The 21,985-nt window shown below is 73.3% G+C and carries 13 protein-coding genes; 3 read left to right on the plus strand and 10 right to left on the minus strand.

Translation table 11 applies throughout. The features are described from left to right. Positions 1–28 precede the first annotated feature (28 nt). Positions 29–415 (minus strand): hypothetical protein, encoded by a 387-nt coding sequence (locus AC5WAM_RS16510; protein ID WP_366789181.1) that lies wholly within the window; start codon positions 413–415, stop codon positions 29–31. Between the two features lie 279 nt (positions 416–694). Here AC5WAM_RS16510 and AC5WAM_RS16515 point away from each other — a divergent pair, with 279 nt between their 5' ends. Then, a complete protein-coding gene (locus AC5WAM_RS16515) occupies positions 695–1,885 on the plus strand; it encodes an LPXTG cell wall anchor domain-containing protein (protein WP_495523024.1) in 1,191 nt (396 codons plus the stop codon). Between the two features lie 160 nt (positions 1,886–2,045). Here the strand turns inward: AC5WAM_RS16515 and AC5WAM_RS16520 are convergent, their stop codons facing one another. From AC5WAM_RS16520 to AC5WAM_RS16555, 8 genes are all read right to left on the minus strand, one after another. Continuing rightward, the gene (locus tag AC5WAM_RS16520; RefSeq protein ID WP_495523025.1) at positions 2,046–3,881 is read right to left on the minus strand and encodes a GMC family oxidoreductase N-terminal domain-containing protein; all 1,836 of its coding nucleotides are present in this window, start codon (positions 3,879–3,881) and stop codon (positions 2,046–2,048) included. Between the two features lie 73 nt (positions 3,882–3,954). Next, positions 3,955–5,571 carry a succinic semialdehyde dehydrogenase gene (locus AC5WAM_RS16525; protein ID WP_495523026.1) on the minus strand — a complete coding sequence of 539 codons (1,617 nt, stop codon included), beginning with the start codon at positions 5,569–5,571 and terminating at the stop codon, positions 3,955–3,957. 177 nt (positions 5,572–5,748) lie between these two features. Continuing rightward, the gene (locus AC5WAM_RS16530) at positions 5,749–7,473 is read right to left on the minus strand and encodes a serine/threonine-protein kinase (RefSeq protein WP_495523027.1); all 1,725 of its coding nucleotides are present in this window, start codon (positions 7,471–7,473) and stop codon (positions 5,749–5,751) included. 102 nt (positions 7,474–7,575) lie between these two features. Beyond that, on the minus strand, positions 7,576–9,246 hold the full coding sequence (locus tag AC5WAM_RS16535; RefSeq protein WP_495523028.1) for a serine/threonine-protein kinase: 1,671 nt from the start codon (positions 9,244–9,246) through the stop codon (positions 7,576–7,578). A 165-nt stretch (positions 9,247–9,411) separates the two neighbouring features. Beyond that, the gene (locus AC5WAM_RS16540) at positions 9,412–10,986 is read right to left on the minus strand and encodes a serine/threonine-protein kinase (protein WP_495523598.1); all 1,575 of its coding nucleotides are present in this window, start codon (positions 10,984–10,986) and stop codon (positions 9,412–9,414) included. A 349-nt stretch (positions 10,987–11,335) separates the two neighbouring features. Next, a complete protein-coding gene (locus AC5WAM_RS16545) occupies positions 11,336–14,083 on the minus strand; it encodes a serine/threonine kinase C-terminal domain-containing protein (RefSeq protein WP_495523029.1) in 2,748 nt (915 codons plus the stop codon). A gap of 268 nt (positions 14,084–14,351) precedes the next feature. After that, the gene (locus AC5WAM_RS16550) at positions 14,352–16,583 is read right to left on the minus strand and encodes a serine/threonine-protein kinase (protein ID WP_495523030.1); all 2,232 of its coding nucleotides are present in this window, start codon (positions 16,581–16,583) and stop codon (positions 14,352–14,354) included. 229 nt (positions 16,584–16,812) lie between these two features. Further along, entirely contained in the window at positions 16,813–18,519 is a 1,707-nt protein-coding gene (locus AC5WAM_RS16555) for a glycerol-3-phosphate dehydrogenase/oxidase (RefSeq protein ID WP_366789173.1), read from the minus strand. Positions 18,520–18,747: 228 nt separating this feature from the next. On the opposite strand from AC5WAM_RS16555, the gene AC5WAM_RS16560 reads away from it, so the two are divergent. Both AC5WAM_RS16560 and AC5WAM_RS16565 read left to right on the plus strand, forming a co-directional pair. Next, positions 18,748–20,001, plus strand: a complete 1,254-nt coding sequence (locus AC5WAM_RS16560; protein WP_138961352.1) for a nucleotide sugar dehydrogenase — start codon at positions 18,748–18,750, stop codon at positions 19,999–20,001. 103 nt (positions 20,002–20,104) lie between these two features. Next, positions 20,105–20,740 carry a hypothetical protein gene (locus AC5WAM_RS16565; protein ID WP_495523031.1) on the plus strand — a complete coding sequence of 212 codons (636 nt, stop codon included), beginning with the start codon at positions 20,105–20,107 and terminating at the stop codon, positions 20,738–20,740. A gap of 79 nt (positions 20,741–20,819) precedes the next feature. Here the strand turns inward: AC5WAM_RS16565 and AC5WAM_RS16570 are convergent, their stop codons facing one another. Continuing rightward, complete coding sequence (locus tag AC5WAM_RS16570; RefSeq protein ID WP_030681695.1) at positions 20,820–21,944, minus strand: GuaB3 family IMP dehydrogenase-related protein; 1,125 nt, start codon at positions 21,942–21,944, stop codon at positions 20,820–20,822. Positions 21,945–21,985: the final 41 nt, after the last annotated feature.

Here is a 21,985-nt window from a genome sequence, read left to right on the forward strand (position 1 = left end):
GAATTGCAAACGGTCAGCCGAGCCAGGGTCAGAACCGGTACGGGCTCAGGAGCAGGATCGCGAGGATCATGAAGCCCGCGACGATCACCACGCTGCGGACCTGGCGCCACCGTCCGGAACCGGCACCGCCGCGGCCCGGTCCCACGGGCGCGGACCGCCAGCCGTCCGGGCGCCAGGGCTCCGCGGCCGCCTCCTTGCGCTTGCGGCGCTTGCGCCCCACCGTGCCCTCGGCCTGCTGCCGGGCCGCCTCGGCGTCCAGTTTGCGCAGCCGCTCGGCCACCATGCGCGCCCGCGCCGACGGCTCCTTGGGCGCCGACGCGCGGATCTCGCGCTCACTGTCCTCCGCGAACCTCCGCCACACCTCGTCGGGTATGGGCGCCTCGTCATCGGGCTCGCGCGGCGACTGTACGGACACTGTGCCCCCTCCCCCGCCCGTTGCCCGGCGGCAGGTTCCATCTCGCTTGCAAACGGGGGAAGTTCTATGCCACCCCATGAGGGCCGCACAAGCCCGAGCTCTTCACATCCTCCAGAGATGTGACCCAAAGCACATAAAGTTTCCGTGAGTTCGGATGCAACCATTCACAGGAAACACAAGTCATGCATGCGTAACTACGGCCACTTCCGTGCCCCGGCGCGGAGGCCCCAGCTTCGTGCCACGCGGGACGCGCGGTACGCCGGACTCACCGAGGTCTTCATGAAGCTCCGCCGTGCCCTGGCCACCGCGGCCGCGACTGCCGCGCTCGCCCCGCTCGCGCTGCTCTCGGCCCCGGCCGCGCTCGCGACCGAGGGCGATGCCGTGACGCCGGGCACGAGCGTGAGCGAGACCCCGGAGACCTCCGGCACGCCCGCACCGGGAACGCAGGAGCCGACGGAGAAGCCCGGCGAGCCCGGTGACCCCGACGACGGCGCCGGGCCGGACGGCCCGGGCGACAAGCCCGGTGAGCCCGGCGGCAAGCCCGGCGACGCCCAGAAGCCCGGCGAGAAGCCGGGCACCGGCGAAGAGCCGGGTGACGAGCCTGGTGAAAAGCCCGGCGACGAGCCCGGCGAGGACCCCGGCGGCAAGCCCGGTGACGGCGCCACCAAGCCCGGCGGCGATGAGGGCGACAAGCCCCCGTCCCGGGGCAAGGACCACGAGAAGGACCCCGCGCCGGAGCCCTGCGAGGTCGACGACGAGACCGGCGACGACCTCGAGAGCCGCCTCGAACTGAGCCTCCAAGGCCTGCCCCGCAAGATCGCCGCGGGCAGCGGCTGGCACGCGTTCACGCTGACCGCCGCCAACTCCAGCGACGACGAGCTCGGCGAGGTCAACTGGCTCGCGGCCGTGGACAACTTCTCCAACAGCGAGCACGAGCGGAACTGGCTGAGCACGTACGCGCGCATCCAGTACCTCGACCCGGCGGCCGGTGGCTGGAAGTCGATCGTCGACGAGGTCTCGGACGGCAGCTACTTCGGGAAGACCACGCTCGGCGCCCACGAGCAGATCGAGCTCAAACTCCGCCTCGACATCAGCGCCAAGGCCCCGGCGGGCCCGGGCTACGCGCTCGGCCTCGGCGGCTACACGGACGCCGAACTCGACTGCACGCACAGCTCGTTCGACTTCTTCGAGTTCACGGTCCTGAAGCCGGGCAGCGACATCGACTACCCGGGCGAGGCCATCGAGCTGCCGGACCGGCCCGCCCCGCGCCCCGCCCCCAAGCCGCAGGGCGGCGCCAAGCCCATCAAGCACACCACCGTCACGACGACCCCGAGGCCCAGCGGCAGCCTCGCCGCGACCGGGTCGAGCTCCGCGCTGCCGACCATCGGCATCGTCGGCGGCGTCGCCGTCGTCGCGGGTGCGGGCGCCGTGTTCGTCGTGCGCCGCCGTGGTAACTCGGACGCCGCATAGCGCGCTCCACGCGCGCGTGTGACCACGAGGCCACCTCAAGACGCGAAGGACCTGCACTCGGAGGGGGGTGCAGGTCCTTTCGCTGTCCGGACTCCGAAAGTAGCCGTCGGGAGCCCTGAGGCCCCCTGGACATCGCGGGAGCCCTGAAACCCGGTCGCCCCTAAGGCGCCGCGGATCCTCCCTTGGGCGGCACCACCGGCACCCCGAGGAACGGCAGCCGCAGCGCCCCGAACGCGTCCGCCGGGACCGCCGGGGACTTCGGCTCGACCGGCGCGAGACGCACGTACGCCGCGCCCTGCGCGGGGCGCGGATCGGTGCCGCCCTTGTTCGGCCAGAACGACATGGCGCGCTCCGCCTGCGCGGTGATCGTCAGCGACGGGTTCACGCCGAGGTTCGCGGACACCGCCGAGCCGTCGACCACGGAGATCCCCGGGTGCCCGTACAGCCGGTGGTAGGGGTCGATGACACCTGTCCGGGGGGAGTCGCCGATCGGGCAGCCGCCCAGGAAGTGCGCGGTGAGCGGGGTGCCCATCAGCTCGCCGACGTTCGAGCCGGGGAAGCCGTTGATCTCCTGGGCGATGAGGGTCGCGGCGCGCGTGGCCTCCGGGATCTGGTCCGGGTTGGGCGCGCCGTGGCCCTGCCGGGCCGTCAGCAGGCCCTTGCCGAGGCCCTTCTCCTTGCGGTACGTGGTCAGCGAGTTGTCCAGGGTCTGCATGACCAGGCCGATGATGGTCCGCTCCGACCAGCGGCGGTTCGACAGGGAGCGCAGCGTGAGCACCGGGTGCCGGGCGGAGTTGGCGAGCCAGCCCGCGACCCGCGCCTTGCCGCCCTTGGCGGTGTACGGCACCTGGAGCAGGGTCAGGCTGCCCATGGCGTTGGACTTCTTGCCGTAGCGGACGGGCTCGATGTGGGTGGTGCCGTTCGGATGGATGGACGAGGTGATGGCCACGCCCCGGCTGAAGTCCACCCGCCCGCCCGGGGCGCCCCCGTGGCGCTTGCGGTAGCGGCGGTCGGAGGTCTGCGCGCCCACCAGGGCCTCCGAGTTGGTGCGGGTCAGCTCGCCGAGGCGGCCGGAGACGCGCGGCAGCAGATGGCTGTCCTTCATGCGGTGCAGCAGCGTCTGGGTGCCGTAGGTGCCCGCGGCCAGGACCACGTGGCGGGCCCGGAACGTGTGGCCCTTGCCCTTGCGCTTGTTGTCGGTGGGCAGCGTGGCCACGGCGTAGCCACCGCGCGAGTCCTCGGTGAGGGTGACGACGGTCGTCATGGGGTGGATGACCGCGCCGGCCTTCTCGGCGAGGTACAGGTAGTTCTCGGTGAGCGTGTTCTTCGCGCCGTGGCGGCAGCCCGTCATGCACTCGCCGCACTCGGTGCAGGCCCGGCGCGCGGGGCCCGCGCCGCCGAAGTACGGGTCGGGAACTTCCCCGCCGGGCCCGGCCGTTGACTCACCGGTGGCGTCCCGCCCGTCACCGAAGAAGACACCGACCGGTGCCATGTGGAAGCTGTCGCCCACCCCCATGGCCTCGGCGGCTGCCTTGAGATGGACGTCGGAAGGAGTCGTCGTCGGATTGAGCCGCACCCCGAGCATGCGCTCGGCCTGCTCGTAGTACGGACGCAGCTCGTCCTGCCAGTCCGTGATGTCCTTCCACTGCGGATCGTCGAAGAACGCCGCAGGCGGCACGTAGAGCGTGTTCGCGTAGTTCAGCGATCCGCCGCCCACGCCCGCGCCCGCCAGGACCATCACGTTGCCGAGCAGATGGATGCGTTGGATGCCGTACAGGCCGAGGGCCGGGGCCCAGAGGTAGTTCTTCAGGTCCCAGGAGTTCTTCGGCAGCGTGGCGCGGGTGAAGCGGCGGCCCGCTTCCAGGACGCCGACGCGGTAGCCCTTCTCGGTGAGCCTCAGCGCGGCCACGGAGCCTCCGAAGCCGGAGCCTATGACGATGACGTCGTAGTCGTGGCCCGCGCCGTCCTCGCTCTGGACGGAGTTCTCCTGCGGCATTGGGGTCTCCTCGCATCTGCGGGCTCGTCGTGGCTGGTCGCGCAGTTCCCCGCGCCCCTTCGGGGCGCTCCCGTCAACGCAGCCGCAAGGCCTTCATCACCTTCAGGCTCCTCGTCATGAACGCCGCGTACTTCTCGTCGTCCATGCCGAAGGACGGTGCGAGCGGGATGAGGCGCTGGTGGGCCACGGTCTGTGCCTCGGTGTACTTGAGGATGCCCTCGGAGCCGTGGCGGCGGCCGAGGCCCGAGTCCTTCATGCCGCCCATCGGCGACTGCACGCTGCCGTAGGCGGGCGCGAAGCCCTCGTTGACGTTGACGGTGCCGGTGCGCAGGCGGGCGGCGACGGCGCGGCCGCGCTTGCCGTCCTTCGTCCACACCGAGGAGTTCAGGCCGTAGGGCGTCGCGTTGGCGAGCTCCACCACCTCGTTCTCGTCGGTGAAGCGGTAGATCGAGACGACCGGGCCGAAGGTCTCCTCCGTGCACACGGCCATCGGCGCCTCGACGCCGTCGAGGATGGTGGGCTCGTAGAAGTACGGGCCTATGTCGGGCCGGGCCGTGCCGCCCGCGACGAGGGTGGCGCCCTTGGCGACGGCCTCGTCGACGTGCCGCCGGGTGGTCTCCAGCTGCCGCTCGCCGGCCAGCGAGCCCATCTCGGCGCCGTACGCGAGCGAGCGCCCGAGCCGCATCGCCCTGGTGCGCGCGGCGAACCGCTCGACGAAGGCGTCCGCGACCGACTCGTGGACGTACAACCGCTCGATGGAGATGCACAGTTGGCCCGCGGAGGAGAAGCAGGCGCGGACCGCGCCCGCGGCGGCCTTGTCCAGGTCGGCGTCGTGCAGGACCAGCATGGCGTTCTTGCCGCCGAGTTCGAGGGAGACGCCGACCAGCCGGGCGGCGGCGCCCGTGGCGACCTCGCGCCCGGTGCGCGTCGAGCCGGTGAAGGAGACGTAGTCGGCGTGCTTGACGATTTCGGGGCCCACGACGGGACCGTCGCCGAGCACGACCTGGAACGCCTCGGCGGGCAGACCCGCCTCGACGATGAGGTCCCGGGCCCACAGCGCGGTCAGCGCGGTCTCCGTGTCCGGCTTCATGACCAGCGCGTTGCCCGCGACGAGCGCGGGCAGGGCGTCACCGATGGACAGCTCCAGGGGGTAGTTCCAGGGCGCGATCTGGCCGACGACGCCGCGCGGCTGGCGCAGCTCGGTGACCTTCGTCAGGGCCGGTACGACACCGGTGTGGCGCTTGGGGTTCAGATAGGCGGGCGCGCGGCGGCCGTAGTGGCGGGCCGCGACGACGACGGCCTGGATCTCCTCGTGCGCGTGCAGCCGTGCCTTGCCGGTCTCCAGCTGGATCAGGTCGAGCGCCTCGCCCTGGCGCTGGAGCAGCAGGTCGTGGAAGCGCAGGAGCACCGCGGCGCGCCGGCGCACGGGCGTGCGCGCCCAGGCGATCTGCGCGGTACGGGCCCGCTCGAAGGCGGTGGCGACGTCCTCGGGCGTGGACTCGGGCAGCTCGGCGAGCCGCTCGCCGGTGAACGGCGTGTGGTTGGCCGTGCGGCCCGAGCCGAGCACATCGCGGGTGAGCTGGGCGACCAGTCCGGGCGTGACCACGTCGGCGGCGGTGCGGGCGCCGCGCGGGGCCTGGGCGATCGGGTTCGTACCGAGGGGTGCCGCGGGGGCCTGCGAGTCCGTCATGACGGTGAGCGTATGCCTGGGCGGACGCTTTGGGTACCCATGGGTAACGAGCTTTCACCGGTCTCGCACGCGGGCCCAACGGCCGCCTGACACCGCGCCAGTGGCTGCTGGCAGCAAAGACGCTGATCAGCGCGTTAGTCCACGCCGGTCATGCCCTTGCGCGCGCTCAACACCCCATCAGGGCTTGCTGATCTTCAGGTCCTCGATGGCCTTCCGCGCCACCTCACGGCCGCGCTCGGTGAAGTCGCTCTTGGCCGGGTAGTCGATCCACAGCTTGTACATGTCCCCGGACTTGGTCCGGTAGTAGAAGATCGTGGCCTCGCGCGGGTACTCCGTCTCGCTCTCCTTGTTCGTGTACGGAATGAGGTTCTCCGCGGACTGGCTGCCCTGGTACTCGCTCTGCGTGGTCTTCCTGCCCGGCCGCAGCTCGTCCGGGCTCAGCGACGAGCCGAGCACCGAACTGCCCTGGTCCAGGTCCTTCATGTCCTCGTACGCCTCGGCCATGGAGGTGCCTGCGATGTAGTTGAGGTCGTCCTCGGACTTCTTGTCCAGGGTCAGCGTCACCGAGATCTGGCCGCTGGAGTCCCGGAACGAGACCCAGTGCTCCTTCGGTGGCGCGTCGTCGCCGGGCACCCATCTGCCGTACCCCTCGGGTGCCGAGACGGTGGCGCCGAGCTTCTTCTCGGCGTGCTCCTGCCACGGCCCGGCGTCCGACGAGCCGTCGCCGAACGGGTTCACCGCGACGAGCACGCCCGCCACCACCGCCGCGGCCACCGCGGCGCCGGTCACCACGAGCGCCTTGCGGCTGAGGAAGACGCCCTTGCCGCGCGGCCCGCTCTGGTCGCCCGCGACCGTGACCACCTGCGTCGGCGGGGGCTGCGGCGGCCGCACGGCCTCCTCCAGGAGCGCCCGCACCCGCCCCGCGTTCGGGCGGTGCGCAGGGTCCTTGTGCAGCAGGCCGTTGATGGCGTCGGCGAGCGGCCCCTGCGCGGAGGCGGGCGCCGCGGGCGTGGCGTTCAGAACGGACTGCAGGGTCGCGGGCGTGTTGTTGCGGCGGAACGGCGACACGCCCTCCGTCGCCGCGTACAGGACGACGCCGAGCGACCACAGGTCGGACGCCGGGCCGGGGCGCTGGCCGAGGACGCGCTCGGGGGCGATGAACTCGGGCGAGCCGACGAAGCCGCCGGTGTCCGTCAGATTCGTCTCGCCCTCGATCTGGGCGATGCCGAAGTCGGTGAGGACGACGCGGTCGTGGTCGCCGAGCAGCACGTTGTCCGGCTTCACGTCGCGGTGCAGGATGCCCGCCGCGTGCGCCGCCTCCAGGGCACCGAGCACTTCGAGGCCGACGCGCGCCGCCTCCCGCGCGCCGAGGGTGCCCTCGCGCAGCGCGGCGCCGAGCGAGCGCCCCCGTACGAACTCCATGACGATCCACGGCTGGTCGTCCTCGACGACGACGTCGTGGACGTTCACGACCGCCGGGTGGTCGAGGCGGGCGGCGGCGCGGGCCTCGCGGCGCATCCGCTCGAAGGCGTTGGCGCGCTCGCGGTCGGGCAGGTGGTCGGGCAGGCGCGGCTCCTTGACGGCCACCTCGCGGTCGACGGTCTCGTCCTTGGCGCGCCAGACCGTGCCCATGCCGCCGTGCCCGAGCTTGGAGAGCAGCCGGTAGCGGCCGCCCACGAGCCGCCCCGCGCCCGGGTCGGACCGGGTGGGCCGCGCGGACGGCGCCTGCGGTACGGACGGCGTCCGCCCGCCGTGCGGCGCCTGCCGGCCCGGAACGACCTGCGCCGGTTCCGCGTACGGACGGGGGTGCGGCGTCCCGCCCGGCTCGGGGGGCCGTGGTGGCTGCAGCCCGTAACTGGTGGTGTCCTGCGGGCCCTGCCCGGCTCCCCCGTCGTTGCTCATGGACCCATGACTACCTTGCCTGACGTGTCTGATTCCAGCCGGGGTCCCTACTTGTGACCGGGGTGATGCACGGCCCGGGAACTCACGCCCCCGCCGGGCCCGTCAGCGGCGTACGAACGTGTCGACCGCGGTGTCGAAGTACCGCCGCCCCCGCCCGGATTCGGGCAGCGGAGCCGACACCCACACGTCGTACATCCGCCCGCCCTCCTCCCAGCACAGGTCGTAGGTGCGGAGCGGGCCGTCCCGGGTGAACTGCCACAGCGCGGCGGGGCGGCCGTTGCGGGTGGTCTCGGTGACCTGCCCGTCGCTGTAGCCGGGGACGCGCTCGGAGCCCGCCGCGTGCGCGCGGCGCTGGACCGCGGACGGGCCGCCGGGCACCGGGGCCGCGGCCTCGATGCCGACGCGGAAGGCGCCGTCCGGGGAGGTGTAGTAGGTGCGCGGCCCGGCCGTGGTGCGCCGGTAGCCCGTGGGCACGGCGAGCGTGAAGCCGCGCGGGTCCTTCGCGAGGCGGTAGCCGCGCGGGGCGTCGGGCGTGGAGGGCCGCACGGAGTCCGGCGTCTTGGTGACCGTGGAGGTGGCCGTGGGCCGGGGAGCGCCGGTGGCCGCGGTGCCGGGCCCGTCCCGCGTGGCCGACGTGGCCGGATTTCCCCCCTCCCCTTCGCCGTCGCGGCCGAGCAGGAGCGCGGCGGCCGAGACCGCGCCGCCCGCCACGGCGGCGACCAGGACGGCGGCGATGAGCATGGTGCGGCCCTGCCGCCGGTTCAGCCGCTGCCGGGCGGCGGGTCCGGGCCCGTAGGGGTCCGCCGGCAGCGGCAGCAGCACCGCGGCCCTGGTCCGCTGGTATCGGGGCAGGTCACGAGGGGCGGACGGATGGCGGCCCGGCCATAACGCGGCGGGCAGCAGACCGGAGCCCGACCGGTCCCCGTCGAGCCTCGGCATCGTGCCGGTCACGACGTACGTCCGCAGCAGCCGCTCCGCCGAGGCCGCGTCGAGCCGTCGCTCCGGGTCGCGTTCGAGCAGCCCGAGGACGACGGGCGCGAGCGGCGCCGCGGCGGGCGGCGGGCGTATCTCGTCGAAGACGACGGCGTGCAGCACCCCGCCGATCGAGTCGCGGCGGAACGGCGACTCGCCGGTGACCGCCGCGACGAGCAGCGCCCCGAGCGACCACAGGTCGGACGCGGGCCCGGTGCGCTCGCCGGACATCCGCTCGGGCGCGGTGTACTCCGGCGAGCCGACGAACGACCCGCTCTCGGTGAGCGTCGTAGCCCCGCTGACCTGCGCGATCCCGAAGTCCGTGAGGACGACGCGGCCGGTGGCCTCCTCGATGAGCACGTTCGCGGGCTTCAGGTCGCGGTGCAGGATCCCGGCGGCGTGCGCGGTGCGCAGCGCGCCGAGCAGATCGAGGCCGACCCGGGCCGCCGCGTGCGGGGCGAGCGGCCCCGAGCGGGCGATGCGCCGCGCGAGCGACACGCCGTCGACGTACTCCATGACGAGGTACGCGTGACCGTCCTGGACCACCACGTCGTGCACGACCACGATGTGCGGATGGCTCAGCCGCGCCACCGCGCGCGCCTCGTGCAGGGTGCGCTCGCGCTGCCGGGCGGCCTCGTCCTCGGAGAGGGTCTCGTCGACCGCGAGTTCCTTGACGGCGACCCGGCGGCCGAGGAGCTGGTCACTGGCCCGCCACACGACACCCATGCCGCCCCGGCCGAGCCGCGCTTCGATGCGGTAACGACCGGCGATCACACGGGTGCTGTCACCCAGGCTCCCCATGCGGCCATCATGCCCCAGAGGTGTGGCCGTCGATCCGGACCACCGCAGGTGGGGCCGGAGACCGGCCAGTTCAGGCCGCCCGCGCGGGGCCAGTCGCGCGGTACCGCTTCAGGCCGCCAGGGCGGGGTCAGTCGCGCAGCCCCGCTTCAGGCCGTCGGCGCGGGCTCAGTCGCGCCAGCCGCGCAGCACCGCGTCGAACTGCTCCCGCGTGGTGTCCCAGCTCGCCTCGGGACCCGACATGTAGATCATGTACTCGACACCGTCACCGTTGATGTACCCCTGCTCGATGGCGTGCCGGGGGCCCTTGGTGGTGTCACTCGAACCCGCCGTCCAGCGGAACTCCCACAGCGCGCCGGGGTGGTCGCGGAAGTTGTTGGAGTTCAGGTGCAGGCGCTGGTAGTTCGGCAGCTTGAGCTGCCGCTCCAGGTCGATCTGGTGGGCGTAGGGGCTGTCGAAGTCCGGGCTGCGGTCGATGGCGATGCGCACGAAGTGGCGGCCGTTGTCCGGCGTGTAGTCGATCTGGTTGCCGTCGACGCGTCGCGACCAGCCCTTGGGCAGCATCAGGCTGAAGCCCTCGGCGTCGCGCACCCGCTCCCAGTCGGCGGGGATGCCGCCGACGATCCGGTCGCCGTCCTTGCCGTCCTTGCCGTCCTTGGTTCCCGTCCCCTCGCTGGCCTCGGCGCGGGCGCGGTCGCCGTTGTCACCGCCGAACTGCAGGTATCCGAACACCGCGCCGCCGCCGAGCAGCGCCGCCGCGGCGACCAGCGCGAGCCGTCTGACCCAGCGGCCCCTGCCGGGCGCCGCGGGGGGTGTGAAGGGCGTGGGGGTCGCGGGGGCAGTCTGCGGCGCGGTCGCGGGCTGGGCCACGGGCGGCGGCGGCAGCTGGTTGGTCCGCGTCGGTACGTACGCCTGCGCGGTGCTGGGCCTGCGCCCCTCCGCGGCCTCGGCGAGCATCTGCTCCGCCTCGTCCGCGCTCGGCCGCGCGGTCGGGTCCTTGCGCAGCAGCGCGTCGATGACCGGGCCGAGGGCTCCGGCGTGCGCGGCCGCCGCGGGCTCCTCCGTCACCACGGCTTGCATGGTGCCGAGCGGCGAGGTGCGGCGGAACGGCGAGTTGCCCTCCACCGCCGTGTACAGCGTGGCGCCGAGCGCCCACAGGTCGGCCGCGGGGCCGGGGTTGGCGCCGCTGACCCGCTCGGGCGCCAGATAGTCGACGGAGCCCACCACTTCGCCGGTGCGCGTGATGGTCTTGTCGCCCTCGATCGCCGCGATGCCGAAGTCGGTGAGCAGCACCCGGCCGTCGTCCGACAGCAGGACGTTGCCCGGTTTGATGTCGCGGTGCAGGACCCCGGCGGTGTGCGCGGCCCGCAGGGCGCGCAGCACCCACAGGCCGATGCGGGCGACCTCGCGCGCCTCGACGCGGCCCCGCTCCTTGACCGCGTCGGCGAGCGAGCAGCCCTCGACGAGTTCCATCACGATCCACGGCCGGTCGTCGTACTCGAGTACGTCGTGGACGGTGACGACGGCGGAGTGGTTGATCTGCGCCTGGGCCCGCGCCTCCGTCTGGGTGCGCGTCAGCAGGACCGCGCGGTCGGCCTCCTGCACCCACTGGGCGGCCGTCAGCTCCTTGACGGCGACGGCCCGGTGCAGCACCTCGTCCCGCGCGCGCCATACCCGCCCCATGCCACCGCTGCCGATGGACTCACCCAGCCGGTAGCGGCCGGCGAGGAGCAGGCCCTGCATCTGATTCACGTTCCCCCGCAGTTGGTCTTGACAGGGCCCAGGTTCTGACAGAGCCAAGGGTAAGGAGGCGTGGGAAGGCAGGGAACGGGAGGGGGTGGCCGGAAGCCGCACTGTGACGGATGCGGCCCCGGTTCTTCGCCGTTCCACCGTGAATCCCCGCATTACCCCCGCGTACGGAGGGGGTACTTCCAGTTCTGCCCGGCGCCGACGAAGACGTGGGCTGGGGCGGTTCGGTTCTGTCCGCCGTCGGTCCACCGTCAGTCCGTCGTCGATGCGGTGCGGTCCGGCGCGCTTCCGGCGCGGGTTCCGGCGCGGTCGTGCACCCTCTGGCCGCCGACTCCGGGGAACGTCAGCCCGTGGCCTGGTACGACTTCGACGCCTGCTCGTACAGCCGGTCCACCTCGTCCCGTTCGGCCTCCGGGCCGCGCACCTGCACCACGTGGTACTTGCCGTCCACGATCAGCGCCAGATTGCGCACGAAGACCTCCGTGCCGTCCGACCCCTGCCAGGTGAACTGGCCCTCCGCCATGGCGCGGCCGCCCACGTCGACCCGGCGCATCCCACTGGACGTGGCCCAGGAGGAGTCCCGGAACGGCTGGAGCTCGCGCTCGTCCTCCTTCTGGTACTTCATCGGGTCCGTGCCGTAGTCCCCGGTGCTGTCCCGGCCCGGGACGACGAGGAGCTCGAACCTGCCGTGGGTGTAGAGCACTTGCTCCCGGCCGTTCATCGCCTGGCGCTGCCAGCCACTGGCCACGGCGACGCGGAAGCCCTCCGTGTCCTTGCGCAGCGTGAAGCCGGGCGCCAGGTCGGGCGCGGTGGTCTGCGGCTGCTGCGAGCCGGGCGTCTTCTCGCCGTCGGGCGTCTTCCCCGGCTTGCCGCCCTGGCCCTCGCCCTTGTCGTCGGTGTCGCCGCCTCGGCCCGGCTTGCCGTTGCCCGCGGGGCGGTCGTCCGGGGCGGTGCTGGACTCACCCGCGTTGCCCGTGCGCCCCGCGCCCTCGTTCTCATCGGCCTTGGGCATGAACAGCATCGCGTACGTGACCGCCGCCACGAGCCCCGCGAGGATCACCAGGAGCAGCACCCGGCCGAGTGAACGCGGCCCCTGTGCGGGACGCGGCTCCCGCTCCGGGCGGGGTGCCCGCACCGGCTTGGTGTCCCGGGTGTGCTCCCGGCCGCGCTTGTGACGGCCGTGGCCGGTGCCCGTGGCGACCGGCGCGGGCGGGCGCCGCTTGCGCACGACCTCGCCGCGGTGGCGCACGACGGGCAGCCTGCCGCCGTCGTACGGCGGTGCCGGGACCACGTGCGTGCCCGCGTCCGGCTCCGGCGCCGATCGCACCAGGGAGCGCAGCCAGCCGCTCAGCTCCTCGAAGTCGATGCGCTCGGTCGGGTCCTGACGCAGCAGCGACTCCACGACCGGCCGCAGCGGCCCGCACTCCTCGGCGAACGCGGGCGGCTCCGCGCACACCATCTGCACCAGCTCGGCGGTGCTCTCCTCCGGGTAGGGCGCATGGCCCTGGACGGCGCGGAAGAGCAGCGCGCCGAGCGCCCACAGGTCGGTTGCGGGGCCGATGGGCGCGGCGAGCTGCCAGTTCTCGTGCACGGGACCGGCCTGCTCGGGGGCCCAGCGCTCGGTGACCGCGCCCACGACCGTCATCCGCGCGTGCCGGGCCCGCTCGGCGGCGAGCGCGGTGGCGGGGCCGCGCCGGGGGCGCCGCTCGGCCGCGGGGTCGTCCCAACGGCCGCTGAGCGCACGGCCGTCCGGCTCGGAGCCCTCGTACTCGGCGGCCTCCTGGGCCTCCTCCGCCGAGGCGCCGTACCTGTCGTGCCCGTCGTGCCCGTCGTAGGCGTCGCGCGGGTCGTACGTGTCGCGCGTGTCGTACCTGTCGTACGCGTCGTCGTCCAGCGGGGCCTGCCGCTGCGGCGGCGCGGACCGCTTGGCCAGGCTCGGGGCCAGGGCGTCGCCCTGCGCGGGCACTCCGGCCCGGGGCACGGCGCCGTGCCACTGCTTGCGCCCGCCGCCGTTCCAGCTCTCCCGCGCGCCGTTGCCGTGGGCCTCGCGAGCTCCGCGCACTCCGTACGGGTCCGCGATCCGGCCGCTGGCGCCACCGGTGTCGGCCTCGCTGACCTGGGCCGCCGCCCGGGCCGCGCCCGCGCGGTACGCGGCGATCGCACCGGCGCGCGCCGCCCGCAGGTCGGATGCGTAGTCGGGCCCGGTCCGGGCGTCCGGCTCGGGGGCGGACTCGGTCTCGTACGCGGCGCCCGGCTCGTACGCGTCGGGTGCATACGCGTCGGAGCCGTCGGGCCCGTCGGACTCGTAGGTCTCGTACGGCGGGTCGGGCTCGTACGCGGGCTCCGGGACCGCCGCCACGCCGCGGGCCTCTCCGTCCGCGAGGGCGCCCGCGGGCTCCGTGAAGCCGGAGAAGTCCTCGCCCTCGGGCCGCGGGTCGTACCCGCACAGGGCCTCCTCCGCCGCGCCCGCCGCGAGCCCCGTGAGAAGCACGCGCCCGTCGTCGCAGACGAGCACCGTGCGCGCGGTGATGTTCCGGTGGACCCAGCCGTGCGCGTGCAGCACGCGCAGCGCGGTCACGACGTCGGCCGCGACCTCCGCCGCGCGGAACGGATTCAGGGGCTTGTCGGCGAGCAGCGCCGCGAGCGGCCGGGCCGCCACCAGTTCACTGACTATCCACAGCGAGCCGTCCTCCGCGAACACGTCGAAGACCTGGTCCAGACGCGGATGGTCGGGGATGCGCGCGGCGGCCTGCGCGGCCTCTATGGCCCGGCGCACCGCGGGGTCGCTGGGCCTGCGCGTGGCCCGCGCGCCGGGGCGCCTGGGGGTCCGCGCGCCCCGCGCGCCGGAGCCCGCGCTCCTGAAGCCCTCGGGCAGCCCGCCGGGCAGGACGTCGCTCAGGTCGCCGTCGCCGTAGCCCTCGTCGCCGACCACTTCCGCCTCGACGACCTCCGGCAAGGGGACCTGCCTGACCAGGACTTCCTGGCCGCTGTAGGTGTCGAAGGCGCGGGTCTCGGCGAACTCGTACTCATCGGCCGGCGGCAGCGGCAGGCGGTAGCGGTCGGCGAGCACCCGTCCCGCATAGTCGTCCACGATGCCTCCCCCAACCGCCCGGTGGTCAATTCCGTTCGTTTTACGGCTCGTTGCGCTTGCTTACCCTCCGCAAGCACTCACGATACGTCTCCAGGCCGGACCGTATTGACGGGATGCCAGATCTCACCGGATCGTCAACCACCGGTTCCGGCTCTTCTCGGGGCCCGTTCGCGGATCATCCGCGGGGCCACCTCCCGGGTCTTCGCCCGGCCCGCTCCTCGAACCACTCCTAGGATCCCCCTCAGATCCCCCTCAGATCACTCCCGCGTCACTTCTTGGGCTCGAACGTGCGCGTGAACGTCCGCCAGGTGTCCCGGCGCTGGTCATCGTCCCAGCGGTCGGCCTTCGACGTGTACATCAGTCCGTAGCCGAGACCGCCGTTGACCACGAAGCCGCGGTCGACCGAGCGGTACTTGGTGCCGCCGTCGACGTAGGTGAACTCCCAGTCGGCCGTGAGCCAGCCGCGGAAGTCCACCTTCTCTATTCGGATCCGCTTGTACGCCGCCCGGCGCATGCCCGACTCCTGGTTCTTCCAGTCGGCCACCGGGTCGTCCTTGGGCGTGGTGGTCCAGCCGACGAGCAGCCGCTGGTCGTCCGGCCCCGTGAAGCGCGCGCCCGCGCGGTCCGTGCTCTTGAAGGACCAGCCCTTGGGCAGGCCGATCGAGAAGCCCTGCGGGTGCTTGTGCGTCGTCTCGGCGCCGTCGCCCCTGCCCTTGCCCTTCTCCTTGCCGTCCCCGCCGATGGGCGCGCCCTGGCCCGCGCCGTCGTCCTTGCCGGAGTCCTGGCCATCGCCCCGGTCGCCCTCGCCCCGGTCGCCCTTGCCGGAACCGGACCCGCCGGACTTCTCGTCGTCCGCGTCCTTGCCCTTGCCCTCGCCGCCCGCGCTCGCGCCGCTGGAGGCGGAGGTGCCGGAGCCCTTGCCGCCCTTGTCGCCCTCGTCGCCGTTGAGCGCGAAGGCGAGCACCGTGCCGAGCACGGCGAGCACGACGACCACCGCGATGATCACCAGCGTGCGCCGGGGCACCACGTCCGTGAGCGGCGCCCGGGCGGGCGGTCTGGGCGGTGTGCCGGGCGGCGTCCCGGGCTGGGCGGGCACATGGGCGCCGTGCGGGGAACCGCCCCCCGCGGCGGCGGAGTTCATCCCGGCGCCGACACCGGCACCGGAGCCGACACCGGAACCAGCACCGGCGCCGAGGCCGGTGGCCGTGCCCGCGCCGGAGCCCACCGCGGTGGCACGCGTCGCCGCCGGGCCGGTCGTGGGCCGTACCGGAACACCCGCGCCGGTGCTCGTGCCCGCCGTACGGTTCCCCGAAGCGATCGCTCCGGCCGCCGGGGTTGCGGGCGGGGCTCCGGCAGGGGAACCCGTCGCGGGCGCGCCGCTGCCCGTGCCCCGGTCCGTGGCGGAACCGCCGAGCGCCGTGGCACTACCACCGGCCGCCGCGGCTCCCGCGCTCCGGGACGTCGCCGCCGCGGCCGCCTTCTTGCGCACCGAACGGAACGCGCCCTTCAGCCGCTCCGCCGCCTCCTCGCCCTTACGGCCGCCGGAGGTCCCGGGACCCTGTGCGGGCACCGGAGGCACCGGCGGCAGGGGTACGACCTTCGTGGCGTCCGCCGGGTCCTCGGGGCGCCTGTCGGCCGCGCCGTCCGGGGAGTTGATCACTTCCTGGAGCAGGGCCCGCGCGCTCGCGTCGTCGAGCCGCTGCTCGGGGTCCTTGGCGAGCAGGCCGTAGATGACCTTCTCCAGCAGCGGACCGGCGTTCTCCGGAGGGTCGACCGCCTCCGTCATGACGGCGGTGAGCGTGGCGATGGCCGAGCCCTTGTCGTACGGCGGCACGCCCTCCACCGCCGCGTAGATCAACCCGCCGAGCGACCACATGTCGGCCGCTGGGCCGGGCTTGTGGCCGCGCGCCCGCTCCGGCGAGATGTACGAGGGAGCGCCGACGAGCATGCCCGTCGAGGTGATGGACGGGTCGCCCTCGACCTGGGCGATGCCGAAGTCGGTGAGGACCACCCGGCCGTCCTCGGCGATGAGGACGTTGGACGGCTTCACGTCGCGGTGCAGGATGCCCTCGCGGTGCGCGGAGCGCAGCACGTCGAGCACGGCGAGCCCGACCTCGGCCGCGCGCCGCGGCGTGAGCAGCCCGTCCTCGCGGACGGCCTCGGCGAGGGACTTGCCCTCGACGAGCTCCATCACGATCCACGGCCGGTCGTCCTCGTCGACCACGTCATAGACCGTCACCGCGCCGGTGTTGCGGATCCGGGCGATCGCCTTGGCCTCGCGGAGGGTGCGGGTGATGAGGCGCCGCTTCTCCTCGTCGTCGATGCTGGAAGGGAAGCGCAGCTCCTTCACGGCGACCGTGCGGCCCAGCGTCTCGTCCTTCGCCCGCCAGACCGTGCCCATGCCGCCCCGGCCGAGCACGTCACCGAGCCGGTACCGGCCCGCGAGGAGACGCGCGCTCTGATCCTGACGGGCCCCGCCCGTCTGCTCCGCCTCCGACATGCGTCCCCTCAGCTACCCGCACAACCCGCCCTGACAGAGCCTTCATTGTCCCTCACCCGAGGACCGGTCAACGCCGCGGGTCGGATGTCCCACATGGTGGACTTCGTCGCCTCGCGAACCCCTGCGCACCACCCCAAACCCCCCTGCTCATACCCTCCTTGGCCACCCCGCTCCGGTCAAACCGCCCGATCTCTGGCGTGTCCTTCCTTGACAACCCCGCACTCGGCCTCTAAAGGGGCACGATGTCCGGCGCCCCGAGGCGGGCCGCGTCCGCCGTCAGGTCGTCGGGCTGGCGCTGGGACTCGCGCTCGGCCTCCACCCGCTTCTCGTAGTGCTGGACCTCGCGCTCGACTTGGTCCTTGTCCCAGCCGAGCACGGGCGCCATCAGCTCGGCGCACTCGCGGGCGCTGCGCGTGCCCCGGTCGAAGGTCTCGATGGAGATGCGGGTGCGGCGGGTCAGCACGTCGTCCAGGTGCCGGGCGCCCTCGTGCGAGGCCGCGTAGACGACTTCGGCGCGCAGATAGTCCTCGGCCGCGTGCAGCGGGGCGCCGAGCGAGGCGTCGCCCTCGATCAGCTCGATGACCTCTTCGGCCAGCGAGCCGTAGCGGTTCAACAGGTGCTCGACGCGCACCACGTGCAGGCCGGTGCGCGCGGCGATGCCCGCGCGGGCGTTCCACAGCGCGCGATAGCCCTCGGCGCCGACCAGGGGGATGTCCTCGGTGACGCACTCCGCGACGCGCTGGTCCAGGCCGTGCACCGCCTCGTCCACGGCGTCCTTGGCCATGACGCGGTACGTCGTGTACTTGCCGCCCGCCACCACGACCAGGCCGGGCGCGGGGTGCGCGACCGTGTGCTCCCGGGAGAGCTTGCTCGTGGCGTCCGACTCCCCGGCGAGCAGCGGGCGCAGGCCCGCGTACACCCCCTGGACGTCGTCGCGGGAGAGGGGGACCGCGAGGACCGAGTTCACATGCTCCAGGAGGTAGTCGATGTCCGCGCTGGAGGCCGCAGGGTGGGCCTTGTCCAGGTCCCAGTCCGTGTCGGTGGTGCCGACGATCCAGTGCCTGCCCCAGGGGATGACGAACAGGACGCTCTTCTCCGTGCGCAGGATCAGACCCGACGTCGAATTGATCCGGTCCTTCGGTACGACCAAATGGATGCCCTTGGACGCCCGGACGTGGAACTGGCCGCGCTCGCCGACCATCGCCTGGGTGTCGTCGGTCCACACCCCGGTGGCGTTGACGATCTGCTTCGCGCGGATCTCGTACTCCCCGCCCGCCTCGACGTCCTGGACGCGGGCGCCGACGACCCGCTCGCCCTCGCGGAGGAAGCCGGTCACCCGCGCGCGGTTGGCCGTCCGGGCGCCATAGGCCGCCGCGGTGCGCACGAGGGTGGCCACATAGCGGGCGTCGTCCATCTGCGCGTCGTAGTACTGGAGGGCCCCGACGAGGGCGTCCCGCTTCAGACAGGGGGCCACGCGCAGGGCGTGACGCCGGGTCAGGTGGCGGTGCATGGGCAGGCCCCGGCCGTGGCCGCGCGCCATCGACATCGCGTCGTACAGCGCGACGCCCGATCCGGCGTACAGCCGCTCCCAGCCCTGGTGCTGGAGGGGATACAGGAACGGCACCGGCTTCACCAGGTGCGGGGCGAGGCGCTCCAGCAGCAGGCCGCGCTCCTTCAGGGCCTCTCTGACCAGCGCGAAGTCCAGCATCTCCAGATAGCGCAAGCCACCGTGGATGAGCTTGCTCGACCGGCTCGACGTGCCCGACGCCCAGTCCCTGGCCTCCACCAGGCCCGTGCTCAGGCCGCGCGTCACGGCGTCGAGCGCGGTGCCCGCGCCCACCACACCGCCGCCCACGACGAGAATGTCCAGCTCGCGCTCGGCCATGCCCGCGAGTGACTCGGCACGCTCCGCCGGCCCCAGAGTCGCTGTCCTCACCGCTGCCTCCCGTGGTCGTCGGGTGTGGTCGCGCTCACATCATGCCCAGATTCTTGTCGCGCTCGCCGAGTTCAGCCACCGCCTGTGGACAACACTCCGACGACGGGCGGGGCCCAATGCCGCAAATCGGTCATATTTACTCCTAGTCTGACATTGCGCTGGCCCATCTTGTCCACAGGGCTTGCGCCCTCGTCCCGCTCCGGCTATTGGGAAGGACGGCTCACCGCCATGCCAGCAGACCTCGCCGTCATCGGCCTCGGCCACCTCGGCCTGCCCCTGGCCCAGGCCGCCGCCCACAGCGGCATCGCCACCATCGGCTACGACCCCGCCCGCGCACCCGAGCTCGCGAGCGGCCGCCTTCCCGGCGACGGCGCGGAGGGCACCCTCACCGCCGCCGACGTCCGCCGCATGCTCGCGGGCGGCTTCCGCCCGACCACCGACCCGGCCGAGCTCGGCCGGGTCCGCACCGCCGTCATCTGCGCGCCCACGCCGCAGGCGGCCGACCGCACGCTCGACCTCGGCCCGGTGGCCGAGGCCGCCCGCGCCCTGGCCGCACGCCTGCGCCCGCACACCACGGTCATCCTCGAATCGCCCGCCTACCCGGGAACCACGGAGGAATTCCTCCGCCCCCTCCTCGAAGAGGGCTCGGGCCTGCGCGCCGGACGCGACTTCCACCTGGCCTACTCCCCCGGCCGCCTCGACCCCGGCAGCCGCACCCACGGCTACGCCGGCACCCCCAAGGTCATCGGCGGCCTCACCCCCGCCTGCACCGAGTCCGCGGCCGCCTTCTACGGCCGCCTCACCGACAAGGTCGTACGCGCGCGTGGGCCACGGGAAGCCGAAACCGTGCACCTCCTGGAGACCAACTACCGCCACGTGAACATGGCATTGGTCAACGAGATGGCCGTGCTCTGCCACGACCTCGGGATCGACCTCTGGGACGTCATCCGCTGTGCCGAGACCAAGCCGTTCGGCTTCCAGGCCTTCCGCCCCGGCCCCGGCGTCGGCGGCCACGGCGCGCCCCTGGAAGTGCCGGGCCCGGCCCACGGGGCCCGCCCCCTGCGCATGGTCGAGCTCGCCCAGCAGGTCAACGACCGCATGCCCGGCTACGTCATCCAGCGCGCCGCGACCCTGCTCAACGAACACGGCAAGTCCGCCCGCGGCGCGCGCGTGCTGCTGCTCGGCGTCACGTACAAGCCGGACGTCGCCGACCAGCAGGGCGCTCCCGCCCAGGAGATCGCGGTCCGTCTCATGCAGCTCGGCGCCGCCGTCAGCTACCACGACCCGTACGTGGCCCACTGGAACGTTCTCGGCCATCCCGTCCCGCGCGCGGACAGCCTCTACGAAGCGGCCGCCGACGCCGATCTGACGATCCTGCTCCAGCAGCACCGCACCTACGACCTCCAGGGCCTGGCCGTGAAGGCCCAACTCCTGCTCGACACCCGGGGCGCGACCCCGGCGGGCGCCGCCCACCGCCTCTGACCCCTCGTCCGACCCCCTGGGGCATGCCCGCCGCTGCTGCTACCGTGCGGATCCAGCCATTTACCGCACACCAGTGCACCCATATGTCCCAGGGGGAAACCACATGACGCAGCCCACGCCTCCAGGCCAGCCCGGCTACCCGTACGGCCAGGGCGGAGCCGATCCGTACGGCCAGGGCGGCGCTCAGCAACCGTACGGCCAGCCGGGTTACGGCTACCCCCAGCAGCCGCAGCAGCCCTACGGCCAGCCGCAGCCCCAGCAGCCGTACGCCCCGTTCCCGCAGCAGCAGAACGGCTTCCAGCCCCCGTACACGGTGCCCGCGCCGCCCGCCCCCGCCCGGGGCAACGCGGGCCTCGGCATCGTCGTCGCCGTCGTGACCGCCCTCGTCGCGGCCGGGGTCTACGGAGCCGTCATCGGCGCCACGGAGCACGAGATCGGCTGGGCCGCCGTGGGCGTCGGCTTCGTCGTGGGCCTCGCCACGGGCAAGGTCGGCGGCCGCAACCCCGCCCTCGCGGTGATCTCGGCCGCCCTGTCCCTCGGCGCCGTCTACCTGGGCCAGCTGGTCGGCGAGGCGATGATCGCCGCGGACAAGACGTCGTTCACCTTCTCGGAGATCTTCATCGACCACTTCGACCTCCTCCAGGAGGCGTGGAAGAAGGATGCCGACGCGATGACGTTCGTGTTCTTCGCGATAGCCGCGGTGGCCGCCTTCGGCGGTGCCAAGCGCGCCGCGCAGTAGAGCGCACGCACACGCGCAGGGGCCCGGCCCGCCTGATGGCGGGCCGGGCCCCTGCGCGCTGCTCAAGCGCGGTGCGACGTCACCGCTTGTGCTGGGAGTCCGCCACCGTCACCTCGACGCGCTGGAACTCCTTGAGCTCGCTGTAGCCCGTCGTGGCCATGGCGCGGCGCAGGGCGCCGAAGAAGTTCATCGAGCCGTCCGGGATGTGCGACGGGCCCGTGAGGATCTCCTCAGTGGTGCCGACGGTGCCCAGGTCGACCTTCTTGCCGCGCGGCACGTCCTCGTGGACGGCCTCCATGCCCCAGTGGTGGCCCTTGCCCGGCGCGTCCGTGGCACGGGCGAGCGGGGAGCCCATCATCACGGCGTCCGCGCCGCAGGCGATGGCCTTGGGCAGGTCGCCCGACCAGCCCACGCCGCCGTCCGCGATGACGTGCACGTAGCGGCCGCCGGACTCGTCCATGTAGTCGCGGCGGGCGGCGGCGACGTCGGCCACGGCGGTGGCCATCGGGACCTGGATGCCCAGGACGTTGCGCGTGGTGTGGGCGGCGCCGCCGCCGAAGCCGACGAGGACACCGGCCGCGCCGGTGCGCATCAGGTGCAGGGCGGCCGTGTACGTGGCGCAGCCGCCGACGATGACCGGGACGTCCAGCTCGTAGATGAACTGCTTCAGGTTCAGCGGCTCGGCGGCGCCGGAGACGTGCTCGGCCGAGACCGTCGTACCGCGGATCACGAAGATGTCCACGCCCGCGTCCACGACGGCCTTGGAGAACTGCGCGGTGCGCTGCGGGGAGAGCGCGGCGGCGGTGACGACGCCCGCGTCGCGGACCTCCTTGATGCGCTGCCCGATCAGCTCTTCCTTGATGGGGGCGGCGTAGATCTCCTGGAGGCGGCGGGTGGCGGCCTCGGCGGGCAGCTCACCGATCTCGTCGAGCAGCGGCTGCGGGTCCTCGTACCGCGTCCACAGGCCTTCCAGGTTCAGCACGCCGAGGCCGCCGAGCTCGCCGATGCGGATGGCGGTCGACGGCGACACCACGGAGTCCATGGGGGCCGCGAGGAAGGGCAGCTCGAAGCGGTAGGCGTCGATCTGCCAGGCGATCGAGACCTCCTTCGGGTCGCGGGTGCGCCGACTCGGTACGACGGCGATGTCGTCGAAGGCGTACGCCCGGCGGCCGCGCTTGCCGCGCCCGATCTCGATCTCAGTCACGTGTGTGGCCCTTCAGCTTTCCTACGGCACTCCGTATGCCG

The organism is Streptomyces sp. JLYT201 (genome assembly GCF_059448825.1).